Raw genomic sequence first — 24,467 nt, forward strand, 5'->3', positions numbered from 1 at the left:
CGAGCGGCGCCGCAGCGCGACGAACCTGGGTTCCCGCCTTCGCGGGAACGACGTGTCAACTGCTCCGGTATTTAACGCAGGCGCGGCGTATCCACGTGCACGTCGCCGCACTGGGCGCGGTTCATCAGGGCGTGATCGATCAACACCAGCGCCAGCATCGCCTCCGCGATCGGCGTCGCGCGGATGCCCACGCACGGGTCGTGGCGGCCGAACGTCTCGACCGTCACCGGATTGCCCTGCTTGTCGATCGAGCGGCGCGGCGTGCGGATCGACGACGTCGGCTTGATGGCGATGGACACGGCGATGTCCTGGCCCGTCGAGATCCCGCCCAGCACACCGCCGGCATTGTTGCCCACGAAGCCTTCCGGGGTCAGTTCGTCGCCGTGTTCCGAACCCTTCTGCGCGACCGAGTGGAAACCGGCGCCGATCTCCACGCCCTTCACCGCATTGATGCCCATCATGGCGTAGGCGATGTCGGCGTCGAGCTTGTCATAGATCGGCTGGCCGAGACCCACCGGGACGTTCTTCGCCACCACGTCGATGCGGGCGCCGATGGAATCGCCCGCGCGGCGCAGTTCATCCATTGCCGCTTCCATGCGCGCGATCAGGTCGGCGTCGGACGTCGCGGCGAAGAACGGGTTGGCGTGCACGTGCTTGAAATCCTCGAACGGCACGGGAATGTCGCCCAGCTGGCTCATGCAGCCCATGAACTCGGTGCCGTACTTCTCGCGCAGCCACTTCTTGGCGATGGCCCCGGCGCCGACGACGGGCGCGGTCAGGCGCGCGGACGAGCGGCCGCCGCCGCGCGGGTCGCGCACACCGTACTTGTGCCAGTAGGTGTAGTCCGCGTGGCCGGGGCGGAACATCTCGACGATGTTGCCGTAGTCCTTGCTGCGCTGGTCCGTGTTCTCGATCAGCAGCGCGATCGGCGTGCCCGTCGTCACGCCTTCGTAGACCCCGGACAGGATCTTCACCTGGTCCGCTTCCTGCCGTTGCGTCACGTGGCGCGACGTGCCCGGCTTGCGACGGTCCAGCTCGGGCTGGATATCGGCTTCGGACAACGTCAGTCCCGGCGGACAGCCGTCGATCACGCAGCCGATTGCGGGACCGTGCGATTCGCCGAAAGTGGTTACGGAAAACAGCTTGCCAAATGTGTTGCCGGACATGGAATCTCGTTGGGTTGTGCGAATGGAATGGAAGATTCTACCAGCATGGACAAAGGACCGGTGAATTGACTAGTTGCATCAATAAAAATGTTTCCACATGGAACTTTTTTGCCTGAATGGATAGCATTGCAGATATACTGATTCACAACTATCGAGCTTAACCTGGAGACGCAGCAATGCCCGCACCGAACACGCCTCCGGGCGCCGCACAGGACGATGACCTGGTGTTCGCAGACGAGACGCCGGCAGACCCAGCTGTGAAGGACGGCGGCGCGTGGCGCGTGCTGATCGTCGACGACGACGCCGACGTCCATTCGACGACCACGTTCGCGCTCGGTGCGCTCGAGATGCACGGGCGGCCGCTGGCATTCCTGCATGCGTATTCCGGCGCCGAAGCGATGGACGTACTGGCCCGCGAACACGACATCGCCGTGATCCTGCTCGACGTCGTGATGGAACAGGCCGACGCGGGGCTGCACCTCGTGCGCCACGTGCGCGACACGCTCGGCCGCCACGAGGTGCGCATCATCCTGCGCACGGGCCAGCCCGGCTATGCGCCCGAGATGGACGCGATCCGCGGCTACGACATCAACGATTACCGCACCAAGTCGGAACTCACCCGCGCGAAACTCTACACGAGCGTGGCCGCCGCGATCCGCGCCTACGAGCAGATCCGCGCGCTCGAAGACAGCCGCACGGGCCTCGCCGAAGTCGTGCGCGCCAATACGGAATTGATGGCCCTGCACACCGTCGGCGAGATGACGCTCGGCATCCTGCGCGAAGTGGCCGCCCTCGCCGGCCAGCCGGCGGACGGCGTGCTGTGCGCCTGCCCGCCGGGCACGGGCAACGTCGGCTGGCAGGTGCTCGCCAGTTGCGGGCCCAGCACGGATCTCGCGCGCGACGGCATGCTGGCGCCGGGCGGCCGGGGCCCGGCCGCCGCCATCGCGCGCGCGCTGGCCGAACGGCGCAACCGGTACGAACCCGACCACCTCGCCCTTTACTTTTGCGGCAAGTCGCACCGCCATTTCGCCGCGTGGCTGAAGTTGGCGCATCCGCTGGACGCCCTGCGCCGCGGCCTCGTCGACGTCTTCACGAGCAGCATCGCCGTCGGCCTGGACAACGTCGCGCTGATGACCGCCCTGCACCGCGCGGCGTTCTACGACGGCCTCACGAGCCTGCCGAACCGGACCCGCCTCGTCGAACTCATCGACGACAGCCTGCAGTCGCGCGCCGACGCCACCCTGTGCCTCGTCGACATCGACCAGTTCGCCGAAACGAACGACGCCCTCGGCCACCAGTTCGGCGACGCGCTGCTCGGCGCCGTGGCGCAGCGCCTGCGCACGCGCCTGGATGCGCGGGTGGCACTGGCCCGCATCGGCGGCGACATCTTCTGCCTGCTGGGCGAGGCCGGCCTGATCGATCCGGCCGCCGTGCAAGACCAGTTCGCGGCGCCGTTCTCGATCGAAGGCCAGGACGTGCAGGTGTCCGCCACGCTGGGCCTCGTGCGCCTGCTGGAGCATGACGGCAGCGCGGCCGATGCGCTGAAGGATGCCGACATCGCGCTGAAGCGCGCGAAGACCCAGCGGCGCGGCGGCCACTTCTATTTTTCGCGCGGCATGGGCGTGGAGATCCGCGAACGGGTGCGCCTGATGCACGCGCTGCGCAGCGGCTTCGCGCGCGGCGAACTGTTCCTCGCTTATCAACCCCAGGTCGAACTGGCCGCGCGCCGCGCGTTCGGCGCCGAGGCGCTGCTACGCTGGCGCACGGAAGACGGCCGCTTCGTCCCGCCCGACCGCTTCATTCCGATCGCGGAATACTCGGGCCTGATCATCGACATCGGCGCGTGGGTGCTGCGCGAAGCCTGCGCGGAACTCGTGCGCGTGCGCGCGGCGGGCCACCTCGACTTCACGATGTCGATCAACGTCTCGCAAGTCCAGTTCCGCCATCCGCATTTCATCGACATGCTGCGCCAGGCGCTGCTCGATACGGGCGCGCCGCCGCAGCGTGTCGAGCTGGAGATCACGGAATCGATGGCGATGGAAGAACCCGATCTGCTGATCGAACGCCTCGCCGAAATCAAGCGCACCGGCGTGTCGATCGCCATCGACGATTTCGGCACGGGCTTCTCGTCCCTCTCCTACCTGCAGCGCCTGTGCGTGGACCGGCTCAAGATCGACCGCGCGTTCGTGACCGAGATTACGGACGCGGCACGGGGCAGCAGCATCGCGGAGATGGTCATCGAGCTGGGCCGCAGCCTGGGCCTGTCGATCATCGCCGAAGGTGTGGAGGACGAGGTGCAGGCGCAGATCCTGCAGGCGCTCGGTTGCCCGCTCGCGCAGGGCTATCTGTTCGCGCGCCCGCTCGCGCCCGCGGCACTCATCGAGTGGCTGGGCAGCGACGCGCTCACGCGCGCCGCGTAATCACCGACGACCGGTCAATCCTCGGCCATCTGCTCGGCAGGCCAGTCGCGAATATAGGCCTTGAGCATGCGGTTCTCGAAGCTCTGCGCCTCGAGCACGGCCTTCGCGACGTCGTAGAACGAGATCACGCCCAGCAGCGTGCGCGCGTTCATGACGGGCAGGTAGCGCGCGTGCTTTTCCAGCATGATGCGGCGCACTTCGTTGACTTCGGTGTCCGGGGTGACGGTGATCGGGCTGTCGTCCATGTGCTTGCGCACGGTGCCCGCGGGTTCGAGCGAACCGCCGTGCGCGTGCAAGGCCTTGATGACCTCGCGGAAGGTCAGCATGCCGACCAGGTCGCCATATTCCATCACGACGAGCGAGCCGATGTCGCGCTCGGCCATGGTGGCGGCGGCGTTGGCCAGGTCGGTGTCCGGCGACACGGTGTAGAGAATGTCGCCCTTGACCTGCAGGATTTCCGATACCTTCATTTGGACCCCCTTGATTGGAGATGCGTGCTGCGTTGTGTATTTCATAAATTTGACTCTAGCCTAAGCTCCCCAAAAAATCCACCTTTTTGCCTTGCAACCGTGCACTCTGCACCATCTTGATGATTAAATGTAACGGTTAGCGCTATCGGATGCTAGCATGCGCCGTCTTCGTTTTCAGGATGAACCCCATGAGCGGTCCCCGCTACCCCGGCTTCAGCACGCTGGCGCTGCACGTCGCCGCCGCCACGCCGTCACCCGACCCGGCCGTCGCCACGCTCGAGGAGCGCGCCGCCGCCCTCGAAGGCGGTGTCGCGGGCATCGCGACGGCCAGCGGCCGGGCCGCGCTGCATCTCGCGCTGGCCACGCTGGCAGGCAACGGCCACCACGTGGTCGCCGCGGACAACCTGCATGACGACGCGCGCGCCCTCCTCGCACACGGCCTGCGCCGCTTCGGCGTGACGACGACGTTCGTCGATCCGCAGGCTCCCGACGGGTGGCGCGCGGCCATCCGGCCCGAAACGCGGGTGCTCGTCGGCACGGCCCTCGGGCTGGAGGGCACCGTTCTCGACATCCCGCGCGTGGCCGCCATCGCGCACGACCACGACCTGCCGCTGCTGGTCGACGCGACGCTCGCCACGCCATGGCTGCTGACCGTGTTCGACCATGGCGCCGACCTCGTGGTCCATGGTGCCGCCTTGCTCGCGGGACAAGCGGACGCGCCTGGCGGCCTGCTCGTCGACGGCGGCACGTTCGACTGGCATGTCGCGCACACGCGCACGGGCCGCTACGCCGACCTGTGCGAACCGAATCCCGCCTGCGACGGCCGCGTGTTCGCCGAAGAGTCGACGGTCGGCGCCTTCGCCCTGTGTGCGCGCCACGTCGGCCTGCGCGCTTTCGGCACCGCGCCGGGCGCGCACGATGCGGCCGCGATCCTGCGGGGACTCGAGACCCTGGGCATGCGCATGGACCGCCACGTCGCCGGCGCCCGCAGGGTCGCGGCGACGCTCGCAGGTCACCCGGCCGTCGCCAACGTCGCCTATGCGGAACATGCACTGCTGCCGCGCGGCGCCGGCGCCGTCGTCCCGTTCACGCTGCGGGGCGGCCCGGCCGCGGCCGGCCGCTTCCTCGATGCGCTGAAGGTCTTCGGCCGGGAGGATGCCATCGGCGGCCCCCGCTCGCACGCCACCGGCGCGGGCGCGGGCACCGTGCGCCTCTACGTCGGCCTGGAAGACCCGGACGACCTGGAGGGCGACCTCGCCCGCGCCCTGAAACTGGCGCAGAAAGGAGCCTGACATGCTGCTCGACGTGAACGGCAAGACCGCCTACGCCTACGCCGCCGGCAGCGCGCCTGGCCCGGAGGCCATCGTGTTCATCCACGGCGCCCAGAACGACCATTCCGTCTGGACGGCCCAGGCGCGCACCCTCGCGCACCAGGGCCACCGCGTGCTGGCCGTCGACCTGCCCGGCCACGGCCGCAGCGCCGGCCCCGCGCTGGCGGCGGTCGAGGAGATGGCCGCGTGGCTGCTCGACCTGCTCGATGCTGCCGGTGTCGGCAAGGCCGTGCTGGCCGGCCACAGCATGGGGTCGCTGATCGCCCTCGAAGCGGCGTCCCGCGCGCCCGCCCGCGTGCGTGCGCTGGCCCTCGTGGGCAGCACGTGGCCGATGAAGGTGTCGGACGCGCTACTGCAGACGGCGCGCACGAACGAACCGGGCGCCATCGACATGGTCAACCTGTGGTCGCACGCGGCCATCGCGCCGGCCGCGCCCAGCCGGCCGCAAGGTGTCTGGCTGGCGGGCGCGTCGCGCCGGCTGATGCAGCGCCTGTCGCAACTCAACCCGGATCAGCTGTTCCACACGGACTTCGTCGCGTGCAATACGTACGCGAACGGGGGCGCGGCCGCGCAGGCCATCGCGTGCCCGACCCTGTTCGTGCAGGGCCGGCGCGACGCGATGACGCCGCCCCGTTCGGCGCAAGGGCTCGTGGCCACGATCCCGCATGCGCGCGTCGTCGCGCTCGATTGCGGGCATGCGCTGATGACGGAACAGCCCGATGCGGTGAGCGCCGCGCTGGCGGACTTCGTGCGCGGCCTGGATTGATCTACACTGGACGGCAGGGAGACAACCGGGAGAGCAGCATGGCCGCCGTCCGCTACGACAGTTTCGCGCAGTTCTATCCCTGGTACCTGACCCAGCACGAGAACCGGATGTGCCGGCGCGCCCACTTCCTCGGCACGTCGTCGGCCATCGCGGGCATTGCGCAATACATCGACAGCCTGAATCCGTGGTGGCTCGTCGTCGCCGTCGTGACGGGCTATGGCGGCGCCTGGATCGGGCACTTCTTTTTCGAAAAGAACCGTCCGGCCACGTTCGGCTACCCGTGGTATTCGTTCCGCGCGGACTGGGTGATGTATTGGGAGATGCTGACGGGCAAGCTCAGCTGGTGACCTGTTCGAAATGCTCCGCCAGCGTCTCGTCCAGCCCCCGCTCGACGGACGCCTCGACCTGGCGGGCGAGCGCAGCCGTGTCCAGCGCCAGCGGCGACTGCGCGTCGTCGGCCGGCGGTCCGGCCTCGCTCTTGACGCCGCCGAACACGAACAGCCGGTAGACGTCCGCGAGCCTGACGAGGCGCGGATCGGCGAGCAAGACCCAGCAATCGGTCCCGGCCCGCGCACCTCCGCCTTTTCCCATCCTCCAGCGCAGTGGTACCTGCTCCTCGACGTGCACGCGCCCGACCCAGCCGGCCGCCACCATCCGCTCCAGCAGCTCCGTCATCTCGTCGTAGCCGATCCGCGTGCACGTACGGATCTGCGCACTCGACACCATCGCGGTCCCCGTCAGGCGCGCCCCGCCATGCAGCACCTTCAGCACGGCCATCGCATCGACGAAGGCGCCGCCGGGCACGGGTTCGTACCACCAGCGTTCGTACTTGACGATGGGCAGCGCGGCCGTCAGCAGCGCGCCGACCAGCGTGATCATCCACGACAGGTACATCCAGACGAGGAACAGCGGCAGCGCGGCCAACGCGCCATAGATGATGGCGTAGGTGGGGAATTGCCGGATGAAGATGGCGAACACGCGTTTCGCCACCTCGAACGCGATGGCGGCGACGAGGCCGCCCCACATGGCATCGCGCCAGTCGACGTCGCGGTTCGGCACCGTCATGTACAGCAGCACGTAGGCGCCCGTCGTCAGCGCGACCGACACGAGGGTATAGAACACGGCGCCCAGGAACGGCACGAGGCTCATCAGCCCGTTGGTGGCGGAAAACAGTTGCGACGTCAACGTGAGCGACAGGCCGAACGCGAGCGGCCCCAGGGTGACGAGCGCCCAGTACACGAGCACCCGCTGCACGACCGGACGGGGGCGGCGCACCTTCCAGATCTGGTTGAACGCCCGCTCGATCGTGCCGATCAGCGCGACGGTCGTGAACACGAGGGCGATACCGCCGACGGCCGACAGCCCCGTCGCCTTGCTGGCGAACTGCGTGAGGTTCGACGTGATCGTGTTGGCGATCGCCTTTGGCATCAGCATCTGGACGAAGTAATTGTCCAGCGCCGTGCGCAGCTTGCCGAACATCGGAAACGTGGTGAAGATGGCCAGCACGATCGTCAGCAGCGGGACGATCGCGAGCGTGGTCGTGAACGTGAGGCTGCCCGCCACCTGCGGCAGCTTTTCCTCGGTCAGGCGGCGGCGCGCGAAGCGCACGAGGTCGCGCGCCTCGTTCCATGTCAGTCCGCGCACCCGGTCGACGCCCGTGTTGATCATCTCGGTCGTGCTGCGGGAAAGATTGGTGACGGTCTTGGAAAGCATCGAAAAAGCGCCGACGGCGAGCGTGTCATCTTGTAAAGCGCCCTATAATACCAACGATGAACCCAACCAATCGGATTATCCTCGTGTTGTATTACTCGCGTCATGGAAAGACGCGCCGGCTGGCCGAACTGATCGGCCAGGGCATCGACAGCGTGCCGGGCATGGAAGCGCGGTTGCGGACTGTTCCCGCGGTGTCGACGGTGGCCGAAGCGACGGAACCCGACATCCCGCGTGCCGGCGCGCCCTACGTGGAGCTCGAGGATCTGGCGGAGTGTGCCGGACTGGCGCTGGGTTCGCCTACGCGGTTCGGCAATATGGCGGCGCCCATGAAATATTTTCTCGACGGTACTTCCGCGCAGTGGCTGTCCGGCACGCTGGCCGGCAAGCCGGCCGCGGTCTTCACGTCGACGGGCAGCCTGCACGGCGGCCAGGAATCGACCCTGCTGTCGATGATGATCCCGCTGCTGCACCACGGCATGATGGTGATGGGCCTGCCCTACACCGAGCCGGAACTGATGACCACCGCGAGCGGCGGCAGTCCCTACGGCGCGACCCACTGGTCGGGCGTGGACGGCAACCGCCCGGTGACGGAAGACGAGAAGCGGCTCGCGATCGCGCTCGGCCGGCGCCTCGCGATCGCCAGCCGCAAACTGCAGGGGACGGAGTAAGCGATGCAAACGCAAAGGGTATTTCATACGGGCGCGGTGACGAGTCTCGTCATCCTGTTCGCCTGGCTGCTGGTCTGGGAGATCGTCGTCGCGCCCCTCCACCCGGGCGGCTCGCTGCTGGCGCTGAAGGCCCTGCCGCTGCTGCTGCCGCTGCGCGGCGTCCTCAAGCGCGACCTGTACACGCTGCAGTGGTCGTCGATGGTCATCCTGATCTACTTCGTCGAAGGCATCGTGCGCGCCTGGAGCGACAAGACGGAAATCTCGCGCATGATGGCGCTGGGCGAAGCGCTGCTCGTCGTCTCGTACTTCCTGTTCGCCCTGCTGTACCTCCGCCCGTACAAGAAGCAGGCGCAGAAGCTGGCCAAGGAATTGCTCGACAAGGTCAAAGTACCGCATGACTGATGCTCATCGCTGATCACCTTATCGAGCGCTGCGCCGGCATCGTCGGCGCGGCCAACGTCCTCGTCGACGAGCACGACACCGCCCCCTATCTGACCGACTGGCGCGGCCGCTTCACGGGCCGTGCCCGCGCGGTCGTGCGCCCCGCCAGCACGGCGGAAGTGGCCGCCGTCGTCCGCCTGTGCGCGGAACTGCGCGTCCCGATCGTGCCGCAGGGCGGCCGCACCGGCCTCGTGCTGGGCAGCGTGCCGGATGCGGCGGGCGACGCCATCGTGCTGTCGCTGCGGCGCCTGAACCGCATCCGCACCGTCGATACGTTCAACCGCACGATGACGGTGGAAGCCGGCTGCATCCTGCAGGACATCCAGCAGGCGGCCAGCGAACACGGCATGCTGTTCCCGCTGTCGCTGGCGGCCGAAGGCAGCTGCACCATCGGGGGCAATTTGTCGACCAATGCGGGCGGCACGGGCGTCCTGCGCTACGGGAACACGCGCGAACTGTGCCTGGGCCTGGAAGTCGTCACGGCGCAGGGCGAGGTGTGGGATGCCCTACGCGGCCTGCGCAAGGACAACACCGGCTACGACCTGCGCGACCTGTACGTGGGCGCGGAAGGCACGCTCGGCGTCATCACGGCGGCCGTACTGAAACTGTTCCCGCAGCCGAAGGCGGCGATCACGGCGCTCGTCGCGCTGGCCACGCCGCGCGACGCGCTGGCGCTGCTGAAGCTCGTCGAAGGCGAATGCGGGCCGACCTTGACGGGCTATGAATTGATGAGCGACGTCAGCCTGCGCCTCGTCGCCAGCCACTTCCCCGACCTGCCGCAGCCGTTCCCGGAACGCTATCCGCAATACGCGCTGCTGGAACTGTCGAGCCACGAGTCCGAGGCGCACGGCGTGGCGCTGCTGGAGCGCGCGATCGAACGGGCGCTGGAAGACGGGCTCGCGCAGGACGCCGTCGTCGCGACGTCGATCGCCCAGTCGCGCGCGCTGTGGGCCATCCGCGAGCACATCCCGCTCGCGCAGGCGGCGGCCGGCAAGAACATCAAGCACGACATCTCCGTGCCGATCTCGCGCATCGCCGACTTCATCGAGACGACGGATGCGCAACTGGAAGCGGACTATCCCGGTGTGCAGGTGGTCTGCTTCGGCCACCTGGGCGACGGCAACCTGCACTACAACGTCGCGCCGCCGGAAGACATCCGCCACGACGATTTCCTCGCCGAGCAGGGCCCCATCAACCGCATCGTGCACGACAGCGTGGCGGCGCATGGCGGGTCGATCTCGGCCGAGCACGGGATCGGCGCGTTGAAGCGCGACGAGCTCCCGCGCTACAAGTCGCCGGTCGAGCTGCAGCTGATGCGTGCGATCAAGGCCGCGCTCGACCCGCTGGGCATCATGAACCCCGGTAAAATCCTGTGACCCGGAGACCTTCATGATGCGTTTTCTTCCCCTGCTGGCGGCCTGCCTGTTGACCAGCGCCCTCGCCGATCCCGTCTACAAGTGCACGCACGACGGCAAGACGGGTTACTCGGATCGCCCGTGCGCCCACGGCAAATCGGTCGAACTGCCGGCGCCGGCGGGCATCCGCCCGGACGGCGCGGAATCGGTGCCGACGCGCGACGCGCGCACGCTCCTCCAACTGGAAAAGCTGCGCATCGCGCGCGCGCAGGAACAGGAACGCAGCGACAAGGCCGACGCGCGCCGGGCCAGGGCCGCCGCCACGCACCGCAAGCAGTGCGCGCGGCTGAACCTGCGCAAGCGCTGGGCCGAGGAAGACGTCGCCCGGCTGACCGGCCGCGCCAGGGTGGCCGCGCTGCGCCGGTCGAAACGGGCGACGGAAGCGCTGGCGGTGGAATGTCCGGCGTGATCTTCGGCGTCAACCCGTTGTCGCGCTGGCTGCTGTTCGGCGAGTGGCGCGCGCACCCGATGCGCGCGGTGCTGGCCGTCGTCGCCATCGCGGTCGGCGTCGCGATGGGCTTCGCCATCCACCTGATCAATGCGGCGGCATTCAATGAATTCAACGCGGCCGTGCACAGCCTGTCCGGCCAGGCCGACGTCCAGGTCACGGGACGCGAAGCCTTGTTCGACGAAGGCATCTATCCGCGCCTGGCCACGCACGAAGGGGTCGCCCTCGCCTCGCCCGTGCTGGAAGTCGACGCCGCCCGGGCCGATGGACAGGGGGCGCTGAAGATCGTCGGCCTCGACGCCTTCCGCGCCGGCTATATCGCCCCCGACCTGATGGGCGTGCCGGATGCGTCCCACCCGTACGACGTCCTCGCGGACGACGCCGTGTTCCTGTCGCCGGCCGCGCAGGCGTGGCTGGGCAAGGCGCGCGGCGCCAGCATCGTGGTCCGCGCCGGCACGCGGGACCTGGCGCTGCGCGTGGCGGGGCCGATCCTGCGCGCGCGCAGCGGCCAGCGCCTCGGCGTGATGGACATCGGCGCGCTGCAGTGGCGTTTTCACCTCACCGGCAAGCTGTCGCGCATCGACCTGAAACTGCGCGACGGCGTCGACCGCGCCACGTTCGGGCGCGCGCTGGCGGCGGAGCTGGAGCGCGATTATCCCGGCCGCTTCACGGTCGGCCGGCCCGGCGATGCCAACCAGGAAAGCCGCAGCAATAACCTCAGCCGCGCGTACCGGGTGAACCTGACGGTGCTGGCGCTGGTCGCCCTGTTCACCGGCGCATTCCTCGTGTTTTCCACGCAGGCGCTGTCCGTGCTGCGCCGGCGCGGGCAGTTCGCGCTGCTGCGCGTGCTCGGCCTGGAACGGCGTGCGCTGCTGCGCCAGGTGCTGCTGGAAGGCGCGACCCTGGGCGTGCTCGGCGCCCTGCTCGGCATCGCGGCGGGCTATGGGCTCGCGGCGGCCGCGTTGTCCCTGTTCGGCGGCGACCTCGGTGCCGGCTACTTCCCCGGCGTGAAGCCGCGCGTGCAATTCGCGCCGGGCGCCGCCCTCGTCTACTTCGGCCTGGGCCTCGGCGTCGCGCTGCTCGGCTGCGCGGCACCCGCGCTGGAAGCGGCCCGTGCCCGTCCCGCCATCGCGCTCAAGTCCGGCAACGACGAGACGGCGCTGGAGCGCCTCAACCGCATCTGGCCCGCCCTGATCTGCCTGCTGCTCGCCGGCGCCTGCGCGTTCGCGCCGCCCGTATTCGGGTTGCCGCTGTTCGGCTATTGCGCCGTCGCCCTGCTGCTCATCGGCGGCATCGGCCTGATGCCGCGGCTGGCCGCCTCCGCGTTCCGGCTGCTGGACCGCGCGCTGCGCCGCCGCGAAGACCACTCGCCCGTACTGGCACTCACAATGGCGCGCCTCGCCAACGCGCCGGGCCAGGCCTCGATCGCGCTGGGCGGCGTACTGGCAAGCTTCAGCCTGATGGTCGCGATGGGCATCATGGTCGCGAGCTTCCGCGTCTCCGTCGACGACTGGATCCTGCACATCCTGCCGGCCGACCTGTACGTGCGCAGCAGCGCCGGCGGCAACACGGGCGGCTTCGGCGCGCCGGAACAGGCGGCGCTGGCCGGCGTGCCCGGTGTCGCGCGCACCGCGTTCCTGCGCACGCGGCCGTTGTCGCTCGACCCGGCCCGCCCGAACATCGTGCTCGTCGCGCGCGATATCGAAGCGAACGATCCGGGACGGATGCTGGCCCTCGTCGGCGACTCCGCCCCGGTCCCCGCCGGCGCCCGTCCCGTATGGGTGTCGGAAGCGATGACGGACCTGTACCGCGTGAAGGCCGGCCAGACGCTGGACCTGCCGCTGGGCGGCCGGCCGCGGCCCTTCTTCATCGCCGGCGTCTGGCGCGACTATGCCAACCAGACCGGCTCCGTCGTCGTGCGCCTGGATGACTATCGCGCGCTGACGGGCGACACGACCGTCACCGATGCCGCACTGTGGGCCGCGCCCGGCGCCGATGTCGCGCACGTCGAGGCCGCGCTCCGCAAACTGCCGTTCGGCGCGGCACTCCAACTGGCACGGCCCGGCGACATCCGCGCCATGAGTTTGCGAATCTTCGACCGCAGCTTCGCCGTGACCTATTTGCTGGAAGCGATCGCGATCGCCATCGGCCTCTCGGGCGTGGCCGCGACATTTTCCGCGCAGACGCTGGCGCGCGCGAAGGAATTCGGCATGCTGCGCCACGTGGGCGTCACGCGCCGGCAGGTGCTGGGCATCCTCGCCGTCGAGGGCGGCGCGTTGACGGCGCTCGGCGTCGTCACGGGCTTCGTGCTCGGCCTCGTCATCAGCCTGATCCTCGTCTACGTGGTGAATCCACAGTCGTTCCACTGGACGATGCAGTTGCACCTGCCGTGGCCCCTGCTGGGCAGTGTCGCGGGCGTGCTGGTGGCGGCGTCCGTCGCGACGGCGCTCGTGTCGGGCCGCTACGCATTGTCCGGCGGGCCGGTGCGCGCCGTGCGGGAGGACTGGTGATGAGCATATTCCGCACCCTGCTGCTGTGGCTCGTCGCGACGTGCGTCCACGCGGCACCGCCCGCGCCTGCACCCATTTTTGCGCCCGTCACGCCGGGACGTACGCTGACGTTCCCGGCCGACTACGGCGCCCATCCGGACTACCGGACGGAATGGTGGTACGCGACCGGCTGGCTCAAGACGCCCGACGGCAAGCCGCTCGGCTTCCAGGTCACGTTCTTCCGCAGCCGCACGGAGACGGATCCGGCCAACCCGAGCGCGTTCGCACCGAAGCAGCTGATCATCGGCCACGCGGCGCTGTCCGATCCGGCGCTCGGCCACCTCGTGCACGACCAGAGAAGCGCGCGCGCCGGCTTCGGGCTCGCCTACGCCGACACGGGCACGACGGACGTAAAACTCGACGACTGGAGCATGCGGCGCGAACCGGACGGCCGCTACCGCGTCGTCGTGCGTTCCGGCGAGCTGTCGTTCACGTTGCGGCTCACGCCCACGCAACCGGTGCTGCTGCAGGGCGAGGCCGGCTTTTCGCAAAAGGGGCCAAAGGCCGGCCACGCCAGCTATTACTATAGCGAGCCGCATCTGCAGGTCGACGGCGACGTCGTTCACGCGGGCCGCAGGCAGGCCGTGACGGGCACCGCATGGCTCGACCACGAATGGTCCAGCCAGGTGCTCGACACAAATGCCGCGGGCTGGGACTGGACCGGCTTGAACCTCGACGACGGCGGCGCGCTGATGGCCTTCCGGATCCGCGCCAGGGATGGTAGTACACTGTGGGCCCACGCAACCTGGCGCGACGGCGCCGGCAAGGTGACGCAATACGGTCCGGACCAGGTCCGCTTCATGCCGCAACGGAGCTGGACCTCGCCCCGCACGAACGCCGCCTACCCGGTGGCGACGCTCCTCGCCACAGGGACGACGCAATGGCAGATCGAGCCGCTGCAGCCGGACCAGGAACTGGATTCGCGCCGGTCGACCGGCGCCGTGTACTGGGAAGGCGCCGTCACCGTGCAGCGCGACGGCCGGGCCGCCGGAAGGGGCTACCTCGAACTGACCGGCTATGTATCAGCCATGAAGCTATAAGCGGCCATGACGCCGTAAGCACCCGGAAGAATACGAACGACGAACAACGAAGACGACATGACCAACGGTTCCACCAGCGCCACCCCAACCAACGACACCACCTCGCGCAAGGGCGCCCTCGCCGCATTGAAAGGCCTGCTGCCCTTCCTGCGGCCGTACCGCCGCCAGTTCCTGTTCGCCGGCATCGCCCTGCTCGTCGCGGCCAGCGCCACGCTGGCGATTCCCGCAGCCTTCAAGCAGATGATCGACCACGGCTTCGGCGCGAAGGGGGGTGCGTCGAATGCCGCCAGCGTCAACGCCACGTTCCTCGCGCTGTTCGGCGTGGCGGCCGTGCTCGCGGTCGCGACGGCCGCGCGCTACTACACGGTGTCGTGGCTCGGCGAGCGCGTGACGGCGGACATCCGCAGCGCCGTCTACCGCCACGTCGTCGAACAGAGTCCCGAATTCTTCGAGACGACGCGCACCGGCGAGGTGCTGTCCCGCCTGACGACCGACACCACGCTGATCCAGACCGTCGTCGGCACGAGCATCTCGCTCGCGCTGCGCAACACCTTACTGTTCATCGGCGGCCTAGCGATGCTGTTCGTGACGAGCGCAAAGCTCACGTCCATCATCCTCGGCCTGCTGGTGCTGGTCGTCGTGCCGATCGTGCTGTTCGGCCGGCGCGTGCGCAAGCTGTCGCGCGATTCGCAGGACCGCATCGCCGACGCGTCGGCCATCGCCGGCGAGATCCTCAACGCCATGCCCACCGTGCAGGCCTTTACCCACGAGAAGATCGAAGCCCGGCGGTTCGGCGCGTCCGTCGAAGGCGCGTTCGCGACGGCGATGCGGCGCATCCGCGCCCGCGCCGTCCTCACGATGCTCGCGATCGCACTGGTCTTCGGCGCCATCGTGTTCGTGCTGTGGCTGGGTGCGCACGCCGTCCTGGAAGGCGCCATGACGGGCGGCGACCTGGGCCAGTTCATCCTGTACGCGTCGATCGTGTCCGGCGCCATCGGCGCGCTGTCCGAAGTGATGGGCGAGGCCCAGCGTGCGGCCGGCGCCACCGAGCGCCTGCTGGAACTTCTGGCCGTCCGCTCCGACATCCGCAACCCCGCGCACCCGACGCCGCTGCCGAACCGCACGGCCGGCGGCGCCGCCCTGAATCTCGCGAACGTCCAGTTCTCTTACCCGTCGCGGCCCGAGACGGCGGCGCTGGACCACGTGAGCCTCGATGTAAAACCCGGCGAGACGGTGGCCGTCGTCGGCCCGTCCGGCGCCGGCAAGACCACGTTGTTCCAGCTGCTGCTGCGCTTCTACGACCCGCAGGCGGGCTCGATCCGCCTCGACGGCGTGGACATCCGCGACCTCGACCTGCACGTGCTGCGCGGCGCCATCGGCATCGTCCCGCAGGATACCGTGATCTTCTCCGCGAACGCGCTGGAAAACATCCGCTACGGCCGCGCCGACGCGACGGACGAAGAAGTGATCGCCGCCGCGAAGCTGGCCGCGGCCCACGAATTCATCGAACGCCTGCCGCAGGGCTACCAGTCCTACCTGGGCGAGCGCGGCGTGCGCCTGTCGGGCGGCCAGCGCCAGCGCATCGCCATCGCGCGGGCGCTGCTCAAGAATCCCCCGCTGCTGCTGCTGGACGAAGCGACGAGCGCCCTCGACGCGGAGTCGGAACGCCTCGTGCAGCGCGCGCTGGAAGCGGCGATGGTCGGCCGCACGACGCTCATCATCGCGCACCGCCTGGCCACCGTGCAGCGGGCCGACCGCATCATCGTGATGGAGGACGGGCGCATCGTCGAGACGGGCACGCATGCATCGCTGGTCGCGCTCGGCGGCATCTACGCGAACCTGGCGGCTTTACAGTTCCATAACGTGCAAGTCGAACATTGAGTTAGCGGGGCGACAACGCCGAGCGTCTTTACGTAACGATTCATGCCGTCCCGGCACGATTTTGTTGCATGAACACGTCGAAAAGACGACACAATTTTGTTTCCTAGGGGATACCTGACGTACCATATCGCAACGTCAGCTCATCCCCTATCTTCATGAACAAGAAATCGTTCAGCGTCGCGAACCTGACGGTCGGATCAAAGATCACGGCCTTCTCGTTCGCCCTCGTCGCCGTCATCCTCGCCGGCCTCGTCTTCACCATCACCTGGACGACGTCGTCGATGCTGCATGCCCGCGCGATCGCCAACGTCAACTCCGAGCTGCAGAGCGTCGTCAACGCCGTCGAAATGTTCGACAACGTGATGAAGAGCCAGGCCACGAGCTTCGGCCGCATCTTCGCCACGGATTTCGAAGGCGAGTTCGCGCTGGACCCTGACGCGGTCGTTGCCGTCGGCGACAAGCAGGTGCCGACGCTGACAGCGAACGGCAAGCCCCTGAACCTCGACTTCACGTTGCCCGACCGCTTCACGCACCAGACCGGCGGCAACGCGACGATCTTCGTGGCGAGCGGCGACGACTTCGTGCGCATCAGCACGTCGGTCAAGAAAGAAAACGGCGACCGCGCCGTCGGCACGATCCTCGCCCACGAGAGCCCCGCGTATGCCGCGATCCGCGCCGGTAAACCCTACGTCGGCCTGGTGAAGCTGTTCGGCAAGCAGTTCATGACGGACTACGAACCGGTGCGCGACGCGTCCGGCAAGGTGATCGGCATCCTGTACGTCGGCCTCGACGTCGACGCCAACATCGCCGCGCTGCGCGACCGCATCAGGAAGATGAAGGTGGGCGACACGGGCTATTACTACGTGCTCGACGCGACGCCCGGCAAGACCTACGGCGACCTGATCGTCCACCCCGTCAAGGAAGGCAAGAACATCCTCGCCAGCAAGGATGCGGGCGGCCGCGAATTCATCCGGGAGATGCTGGAAACGAAGCACGGCCTGATCCAGTACCCGTGGCAGAACGCCGAAGCGGGCGAGACGAGCCCGCGCACGAAAGTCGCCGCCTACACGCTGTTCAAGGACTGGAACTGGATGATCGCGGGCGGCACGTACGAGGACGAGATCACCACGGAAGCGGCGAGCCTGCGCAACCGCTACATCGTCATCGGCCTCGTGGCGCTGGCGATCTTCGCGGCGATCCTGCACACCGTGATGAAGCGCACCGTCACCCGGCCGCTCGTACGGGCCCGCGACGCCGCCGTCCGCATCGCCGAGGGCGACCTCACCGTGCGCATCCCCGTCGACCGCAGCGACGAGATCGGCCTGCTGGCCGACGCCATGAACGACATCAGCGGCAGCCTGTCGACCGTCGTCGGCCAGGTGCGCAACGGCGCCGAGCAGATCGCCAACGCATCCGGCGAAATCTCGAGCGGCAACCTGGACCTGTGCTCGCGCACCGAGCAGCAGGCCGCCAACCTGGCGTCCACCGTGAATTCGATGCAGGACCTGACGGAGACCGTGCGCCGCAACGCCGGCGATGCCCACGAAGCGAACCAGCTCGCGGTGAACACGTCGATGGTGGCGCAGGAAGGCGGCCGCATGGTGCGCGAAGTGATCGACACGATGGACACGATCAAGGCCTCGTCCGGCAAGATCGGCGACATCATCGGCGTCATCGACGGCATCGCGTTCCAGACCAATATCCTCGCCCTCAACGCCGCCGTGGAAGCCGCGCGCGCCGGCGAACAGGGCCGCGGCTTCGCCGTCGTGGCGACCGAGGTGCGCAACCTCGCCCAGCGCAGTGCCGCCGCGGCGAAGGAGATCAAGGGCCTGATCGTCGCGTCGACGACGGAAGTGGATACGGGCAGCCGCATCGTGCAGGAAGCGGGCGTCACGATGAACGAAGTGCTGGCCAGCGCCGAGAAGGTCACCGCCATCATGGCCCGCATCAGCACGGCCAATGCGGCGCAGAGCACCGGCATCGAGCACATCAACCGCTCGATCGGCGAGATGGACCAGGTCACCCAGCAGAACGCTACCCTCGTCGAGGAAGCCAGCGCGGCCGCCCAGGCCATGCAGGAACAGGCCGGCCAGCTGGCGCGCTCGGTACGGTTGTTCAAGCTGGACCAGCAGCAGGACACGAAGCGCCTCGCGCTCGCGCAGTACTAACTCAAACCACCGTCGTCCCCGCCTTCGCGGGGATGACGATGTAGCGACGACCGTCGCCCTTTCACCTCTATCCTCTTCGGTGTAGAGTAACGTCATCTACACCGGAGCCCCCCTTGACCGACACCGAACTGCTCGCCCGCTGCACCACCGTCTTCCCCGGCCACCGCGCCCGCACCCCGGCGGAGATGTTCGCCGCCATGGCCGCCTGGTGCGACGCCAACGGCATCGCCCACGACACCTACGGCGACGGCGCCCTGATCCAGGGCTTCGAGGCCCGCGTGGCCGAAGTTCTCGGCTTCGAGGCCGCCGTGTTCTGCATCAGCGGCACGCTCACGCAGGTAACGGCCTTGCGCCTCGCCGCCGACGCGCGCGGACGCGCACCGGTGGCGCTGCATCCGACCGCCCACATCTTCGTCCACGAACGTTCCAACTACCAGTTGCTGGGCCATTTCGACGCGCTGCGCACGGGCGACCCGTATCGTCCATGGACCGCCGCCGACATCACGGGCATCCCCGACCGCCTGTCCGCCGTCGCGCTCGAGATCCCGATGCGCGAGATCGGCGGCCAGTTGTCGGCGTGGGACGACCTGCAGGCCATCAAGGCGCACTGCCGCGCGCGCGGCATCCACCTGCACATGGACGGCGCGCGCCTGTGGGAAGCGGCGGCCGGCTATGGCCGCCCGGTGGCCGAGGTCGCGGCCGGCTTCGACACCGTCTACACGTCGCTGTACAAGGGCATCGGCGGCCTCGGTGGCGCCATGCTGGCCGGCAGCCGCGAATTCGTCGCGCAGGCGGCCGAATGGTTCAAGCGCCAGGGCGGCAACGTGATCCACCGCTCGCCGTACGTGGTCGCGGCCGCGATGCAGTTCGAGCAGCGACTGGCCGCGATGCCCGCGTACTTCGAGCGCACGCGCTTCCTGTTCGACGTGCTGCGCGACCACCCGGTGCTGCGCGCGAACCCCGCCCGGCCGCAAGCCAACATGCTGCACGTGCACCTGCCCGTGAGCCGCGAGCGCGCGCTGGAGATCCGCCGCGAACTGGCGCGCGACCACGGCATCTGGCCGTTCAACCGCGTCAATCACGGCGTGCTGCCGGACACCTCGTTCTTCGAACTGTACGTGGGCGACAATCTGGTCGACACGCCCGACGGCCGCGTGCGCGAAGCCGTGGCGCTGCTGGCGGCGGCGGTGGAGCGCGGCATCGGTTAAAATGCGCGGGTTTTCAACCTTTCCTCGATCCCACCGATGCGCCAATACCACGACCTGATGCGCCATGTGCTGGACCATGGCACGGTCAAGACCGACCGCACCGGCACCGGCACCCGTTCCGTGTTCGGCCACCAGATGCGCTTCGACCTGCAGGACGGCTTCCCGCTCGTCACCACGAAGAAGCTGCACCTGCGCTCGATCATCCATGAACTGATCTGGTTCCTCGCCGGCTCCACCAACATCGCGTACCTGAAGGAAAACGGCGTCTCGATCTGGGACGAGTGGGCGGACGCGAACGGCGACCTCGGTCCCATCTACGGTTACCAGTGGCGCAGCTGGCCGACGCCCGCGGGCGAGCACATCGACCAGATCACGCAGGTCATGGACCAGATCAGGAATAATCCGGATTCGCGCCGCATGATCGTATCGGCCTGGAACGTGGCCGACGTGCCGAAGATGAAGCTGCCGCCGTGCCACGCGCTGTTCCAGTTTTATGTCGCGGACGGCAAGCTGTCGTGCCAGCTGTACCAGCGCAGTGCCGACATCTTCCTCGGCGTCCCGTTTCTTTGCCACATGCCCTGACTGTACCCATAGATAAAACTATTTATAATCAAGTACTTGCGCACCCACCATCTATAGGTACAGTACCTATACTAGCGTCAGAATTTGTGTTACGCTATACAACGTTCGAGTTCGGATAATCCGGATGAATCTGGGCGCCCCGCCGGCATAGCGAGGCAGGCATCTCAACAAGCCATGAAAGACCACATACGATGGACAAGCAATACCTTAGCCTGCTGCGCGACGTACTTGACAACGGGGTCCATAAAGGCGATCGAACGGGCACCGGCACCCTGTCGGTCTTCGGTCGCATGTATCGACACGATCTGAGCGACGGCTTTCCGTTGCTCACGACCAAGAAACTTCATATTAAGTCCATCCTGCACGAACTCCTGTGGTTCCTGCGGGGCGATACAAACATCAAGTACCTAAACGATAATGGCGTTTCAATCTGGAATGAGTGGGCAACTCCGGAAGGCGAACTCGGTCCAGTCTACGGTGCACAATGGCGGTTTTGGAAAGGCCCGAACGGAGAAACCTACGATCAGATTGCAGCCTTAATCGATGGCATAAAAAAGCGTCCTGACAGTCGGCGTCATATTATCAATGCTTGGAATGTCGCATATTTGCCTGACGAGTCAAAAGCACCTGAACTCAATGCGCTTGAAGGCAAAATGGCTTTGCCGCCCTGCCACATCATGTATCAATTCTACGTTGCTAATGGGCGCCTTTCGACGCATCTAACGCAACGCTCAGGTGATTTGTACTTGGGCATCCCGTTCAACTGTACGAGCGTATCATTCCTTACTCATATGATTGCACAACAGTGCGACCTTGAAGTGGAGGAAATTATCCATTCGATCGGAGATTTGCATCTCTATTCCAATCACTTAGAGCAGGCACGCCTACAACTTACCCGCGAGCCACGACCATTGCCAAAACTTGTAATCAAGCGCAAGCCAGCCTCGATTTTCGATTACAAGTTCGAGGATTTCGAAGTTATAAATTACGACCCGCATCCGCACATTCCTGCTCCGATCGCTAAGTGATTCGCATCTGAATTCGACTTCGCAGGAACTTAGCGAAACGTCGACGCACCAGTAAAGTTTGCATGGGCTCGTTATAATGCGTCGACTCAGGCCGATTGTTCTCGCTGGGCAATATTACTGATTCGTTAGCGGCGACACTGGAATGAAACCTGCAGACCCTGACCTGACCCACCCTTACTTAGTCGTGCAGACGAAGGTACGAGACAAACCTGTTTCGCATGATTATTCTTCGTTTGCGAACCGACTCGGGCCCAACTTCGTTGAGAAGATTTGCGCCCTGGCCAAGCACGAGTTCGCCATGGCGCAATCAAAGGGCTACACGACCGAGTATTGCGTAGAGGCGTATGTTTCACATCTGCAGTTAGTCTTCACCACCATAGAGTCTGTTCTGAATAAAAAGAACATTGCCACTGCCAACGCTATGGAGATAGCCGACTGGAACGAATTCACCACTCGGTTAATTAGCCGTATCGAAAGCGACCAAACAAAATCCGACGTAAGAAAAAAACAGCTCAAGAGTCGCTACCTTGGAACGCTAACACGATATGCCAAGGCGGGCTTGATCCCCATGCGTTTTGATCCAAAGGTTCTGTCGAAAGATGGGCCGCACCATGTTTTGCAGACTACCCCTTGGAAGGGGGGGAATGCGGTCACGTACGACTACACCGATATCGCCGACATAATCGGAAGGGATTTTTTGGAATCCGCTTGTACTCTTGTAAAGAATTTGCGACAAACGGCAGGCGTAGAAGAAAGAACTTGGCTCGCCAATTATGCTAGTCGCTTTGATCATTTTATCCGAAGCCTCCATGCTTTTTTTGTCGAAGAAGGCTATGTGTCGGCTCAAGCGCTCAGTGAAGAAGACTGGCGGCTATTTGTGGAGCGGCTCGGGAATCTAATTCTTGCGGATCAAATTTCGGATCGGACAGGAGACTTACTCTCGCCGAAGACGAAGGATCGACATCGCCTATGTACGAACAATCTGATGGCGCATATGGCAGTTGCAGGCTTACTCCCGAAGAAATTCGAAATAGTTTCTCCCAAGGGACGAAAGCGAGCTGCGTCAGGAACCGCAAACGTTACCCGGAAAGCCGATCCCGATGAAGGAGCGGAGGCGGTGTCCTTATCTCCTTTCGCTTTTTTGATTGAAAAACACAAAAGGAAAATGCCGTATGACTACGGGACATTCCAACCTCTAGCTCGATATTTTTTACTAAGGGCAATACCTATACTCTATAGGCTTTATGGGGCCGGCTCAGAAGCGCTAGCGAAAGACTACCACCACGTCTTCACCTCGCTTCTGCTCTTCCTTGAGCAACATAAACAGAGCGGCTTCGAAGCGGAATTTTTCTCAACTCTTGCCACAGATGAATACACAAGTCTAGATTCCACGCGGTGGGAAAAGATGCTTTATGAGTGGCGGGACCACCTTATTAATTCTAGCACGGCGAAGCACGTACTAGACATCACAAAGCACATGAAGATACAGGCAATGAATCGGCTATGGGCTGCACTTGCCGATAGCCTACTGGTGCCTGCCGTGAAACTAAAGGGAATAAAAGGGGCAAAGTCGACATTAAAAACGAAGAATCGACCCTCGCTCGCGCAGCTCAGCTCCGCGAAAACTGCACTGTTAGACGAAAGCGCAATAGAACTACATGCCGCAACACATAAGATCAGCCAATATTTCGACGAGAGCGATAAGGAAGAAGCGCGTGAATTTATCAATGCTCTTTGCGCAAATTTACCTCCCGCCAAAGTACGAGCGTTAACTTTAGACGCCTTGGTTGTGGAGATTGCGCGGCTTAACGCAAACCGCCTGGAGGCGATTCGTCGTTGCGCAGAGAAAGACTTTCTTCATTGGCTCGAACATTGGAATAAGGGACAGCATGCACTGGCGAAGGCGTCACATTCGCCAGAAGAAATGGTAGATTTGCTGGACCGACCGGAGCGATCAGTTTCAGAGCGCAGTCGCAATAGGACGAGGCTCATATCAGGCAAGACGGATTGCCATTTAGGCAACGCTCTGAATCTCTTAATCGGAGCACTAGGCGGCAATGCCAATGGTATCAGTGGCCGATACCATCATATTAAAAGACAGTGGGGTGGCAACGAAGCCCTACATGCATATCTTCATCCTCATAAGCGAGCAACGGTCGCGTTGTGGACCATCATTCTCATAGATACGGGAGCGAACTGTGAGGTGGTGCGTGAGATGCCGCATGCGTGTCTTCGAAAAGCGGAAGATCCCAACCACATGATCGTGTCTTTCGGATTGAAAGCGCGGGCCGGATATAAGCGCATTAATGACTGTCTTCCGATTCAACCTCAGCCTGGCCACGAGCTCTCGGCCGTACAGGCTATTCAGCATTACGAAATCATGTCTTCCCGCAACCGCAAGATTGCGAATGGGGAAGTAGCAGAGCTACTATTCCTTGACACACGCCAGAACGATATTATTGGGATTACAGAATTTCGGGCACGGGACGATTTTAAAGAATTTCTACAGGATCATGCTGAGCTAAGAGATCTTCCTATACGCCCATCGTTCATAAGACCATCGTATTTGCTAAAGGTGCAGCATGAAGATCCAGCAGTAAGTACAGAGTCCGCTCAGGCGATTGCGGACCACGTGTTATCTTCAACAACAGGTAATAACTACACGCATCGAACGCATACGAAGCTCGTTTATGTTCAGAAAGTACGCGAATTCACCCGACTATTTCAATCTGTAATTATTGCTTCGATCGAAGGTGCCGCGGAGAAACTTGGTATTTCCCCAGAGGAGGCGGAAGCGCTATTTTCAGACGCTGCGAGATCAGGCCTCGGGATAGCATGTTTGAATCCAAAGGCGGGTGTCCAACCTGGCACACGTAGAGGGGAGAGTTGCACGAGACTCGACGCGTGCCCAAACTGCGAAATGCGCTACCTTGTTGGGACTGTAGATAACATAACCGATTTGATCCTTTTCGAGGAATATCTGAAGTCCCAGGAAGCCGAGGCTACGAAAGCGCATCCAGAAGCCTGGGAGACACGGTGGCTTCCGTGGCTTGCATTGGCAGAAGTAGCGCTTGCCAAGTTCGCACTAGGCGACACTGCGTCTGCATTTTTACAGGCGACAGAAAAGGCAAACGCTCGTCGTCCTACTTATAGACCATTCAAGTTATTCTAGC

The 24,467-nt window shown here is 65.1% G+C and carries 18 protein-coding genes and 1 pseudogene; 16 read left to right on the plus strand and 3 right to left on the minus strand.

What is annotated here, in order from left to right; translation table 11 throughout:
• Positions 1-71 precede the first annotated feature (71 nt).
• A complete protein-coding gene (gene aroC, locus ACL58G_RS21690; RefSeq protein ID WP_413342909.1) occupies positions 72-1,166 on the minus strand; it encodes a chorismate synthase in 1,095 nt (364 codons plus the stop codon).
• 176 nt (positions 1,167-1,342) lie between these two features.
• Here aroC and ACL58G_RS21695 point away from each other — a divergent pair, with 176 nt between their 5' ends.
• Positions 1,343-3,586 carry a GGDEF/EAL domain-containing response regulator gene (locus ACL58G_RS21695; RefSeq protein ID WP_440963116.1) on the plus strand — a complete coding sequence of 748 codons (2,244 nt, stop codon included), beginning with the start codon at positions 1,343-1,345 and terminating at the stop codon, positions 3,584-3,586.
• Positions 3,587-3,600: 14 nt separating this feature from the next.
• Here the strand turns inward: ACL58G_RS21695 and ACL58G_RS21700 are convergent, their stop codons facing one another.
• Complete coding sequence (locus ACL58G_RS21700; protein ID WP_036231747.1) at positions 3,601-4,056, minus strand: CBS domain-containing protein; 456 nt, start codon at positions 4,054-4,056, stop codon at positions 3,601-3,603.
• A 188-nt stretch (positions 4,057-4,244) separates the two neighbouring features.
• Between ACL58G_RS21700 and ACL58G_RS21705 the strand changes: the two genes are divergently transcribed.
• The 3 genes from ACL58G_RS21705 to ACL58G_RS21715 are packed head-to-tail and all read left to right on the plus strand — an operon-like array spanning position 4,245 to position 6,500.
• Complete coding sequence (locus ACL58G_RS21705; protein WP_440963117.1) at positions 4,245-5,348, plus strand: PLP-dependent transferase; 1,104 nt, start codon at positions 4,245-4,247, stop codon at positions 5,346-5,348.
• Between the two features lies 1 nt (position 5,349).
• Entirely contained in the window at positions 5,350-6,153 is an 804-nt protein-coding gene (locus ACL58G_RS21710; protein WP_440963118.1) for an alpha/beta fold hydrolase, read from the plus strand.
• Between the two features lie 38 nt (positions 6,154-6,191).
• The gene (locus ACL58G_RS21715) at positions 6,192-6,500 is read left to right on the plus strand and encodes an Mpo1-like protein (protein WP_440963119.1); all 309 of its coding nucleotides are present in this window, start codon (positions 6,192-6,194) and stop codon (positions 6,498-6,500) included.
• On the opposite strand, the gene ACL58G_RS21720 is transcribed toward ACL58G_RS21715, so the two are convergent.
• The gene (locus ACL58G_RS21720; RefSeq protein WP_440963120.1) at positions 6,490-7,866 is read right to left on the minus strand and encodes a YihY family inner membrane protein; all 1,377 of its coding nucleotides are present in this window, start codon (positions 7,864-7,866) and stop codon (positions 6,490-6,492) included. The two genes, ACL58G_RS21715 and ACL58G_RS21720, sit on opposite strands and share 11 nt — an antisense overlap.
• Before the next feature lie 56 nt (positions 7,867-7,922).
• Here ACL58G_RS21720 and wrbA point away from each other — a divergent pair, with 56 nt between their 5' ends.
• The 12 genes and pseudogenes from wrbA to ACL58G_RS21780 all read left to right on the plus strand — a co-directional run bounded on the left by wrbA (position 7,923) and on the right by ACL58G_RS21780 (position 24,466).
• A complete protein-coding gene (wrbA, locus tag ACL58G_RS21725; protein WP_413344782.1) occupies positions 7,923-8,534 on the plus strand; it encodes an NAD(P)H:quinone oxidoreductase in 612 nt (203 codons plus the stop codon).
• Positions 8,535-8,537: 3 nt separating this feature from the next.
• Positions 8,538-8,936 (plus strand): DUF2069 domain-containing protein, encoded by a 399-nt coding sequence (locus ACL58G_RS21730; protein WP_413344780.1) that lies wholly within the window; start codon positions 8,538-8,540, stop codon positions 8,934-8,936.
• Positions 8,936-10,351, plus strand: coding sequence for an FAD-binding oxidoreductase (locus ACL58G_RS21735; RefSeq protein ID WP_440963121.1), 1,416 nt, complete (start codon positions 8,936-8,938; stop codon positions 10,349-10,351). The genes ACL58G_RS21730 and ACL58G_RS21735 overlap by 1 nt, the downstream gene beginning before the upstream one ends.
• A 13-nt stretch (positions 10,352-10,364) precedes the next feature.
• Positions 10,365-10,799, plus strand: a complete 435-nt coding sequence (locus ACL58G_RS21740; RefSeq protein WP_413388427.1) for a DUF4124 domain-containing protein — start codon at positions 10,365-10,367, stop codon at positions 10,797-10,799.
• Positions 10,787-13,348: an FtsX-like permease family protein gene (locus tag ACL58G_RS21745; protein WP_440963122.1), complete on the plus strand. Its 2,562-nt coding sequence runs from the start codon at positions 10,787-10,789 to the stop codon at positions 13,346-13,348. Before ACL58G_RS21740 ends, ACL58G_RS21745 begins: the two co-directional genes overlap by 13 nt.
• On the plus strand, positions 13,348-14,427 hold the full coding sequence (locus tag ACL58G_RS21750) for a lipocalin-like domain-containing protein (protein WP_440963123.1): 1,080 nt from the start codon (positions 13,348-13,350) through the stop codon (positions 14,425-14,427). The genes ACL58G_RS21745 and ACL58G_RS21750 overlap by 1 nt, the downstream gene beginning before the upstream one ends.
• Positions 14,428-14,484: 57 nt before the next feature.
• Positions 14,485-16,308 carry an ABC transporter transmembrane domain-containing protein gene (locus ACL58G_RS21755; protein WP_413340143.1) on the plus strand — a complete coding sequence of 608 codons (1,824 nt, stop codon included), beginning with the start codon at positions 14,485-14,487 and terminating at the stop codon, positions 16,306-16,308.
• Between the two features lie 155 nt (positions 16,309-16,463).
• Positions 16,464-18,476 carry a methyl-accepting chemotaxis protein gene (locus tag ACL58G_RS21760; RefSeq protein ID WP_440963124.1) on the plus strand — a complete coding sequence of 671 codons (2,013 nt, stop codon included), beginning with the start codon at positions 16,464-16,466 and terminating at the stop codon, positions 18,474-18,476.
• A 113-nt stretch (positions 18,477-18,589) separates the two neighbouring features.
• Complete coding sequence (locus tag ACL58G_RS21765; protein ID WP_440963125.1) at positions 18,590-19,684, plus strand: threonine aldolase family protein; 1,095 nt, start codon at positions 18,590-18,592, stop codon at positions 19,682-19,684.
• Positions 19,685-19,720: 36 nt separating this feature from the next.
• Positions 19,721-20,248, plus strand: a pseudogene (locus ACL58G_RS21770) (thymidylate synthase); the annotation flags it as partial.
• Between the two features lie 209 nt (positions 20,249-20,457).
• A complete protein-coding gene (locus tag ACL58G_RS21775; protein WP_440963126.1) occupies positions 20,458-21,294 on the plus strand; it encodes a thymidylate synthase in 837 nt (278 codons plus the stop codon).
• A gap of 142 nt (positions 21,295-21,436) precedes the next feature.
• Positions 21,437-24,466 (plus strand): hypothetical protein, encoded by a 3,030-nt coding sequence (locus ACL58G_RS21780; protein WP_440963127.1) that lies wholly within the window; start codon positions 21,437-21,439, stop codon positions 24,464-24,466.
• Position 24,467: the final 1 nt, after the last annotated feature.

The organism is Massilia sp. GER05 (assembly GCF_052056005.1).
Classification (GTDB): Bacteria; Pseudomonadota; Gammaproteobacteria; order Burkholderiales; family Burkholderiaceae_D; genus Telluria; species Telluria orientalis.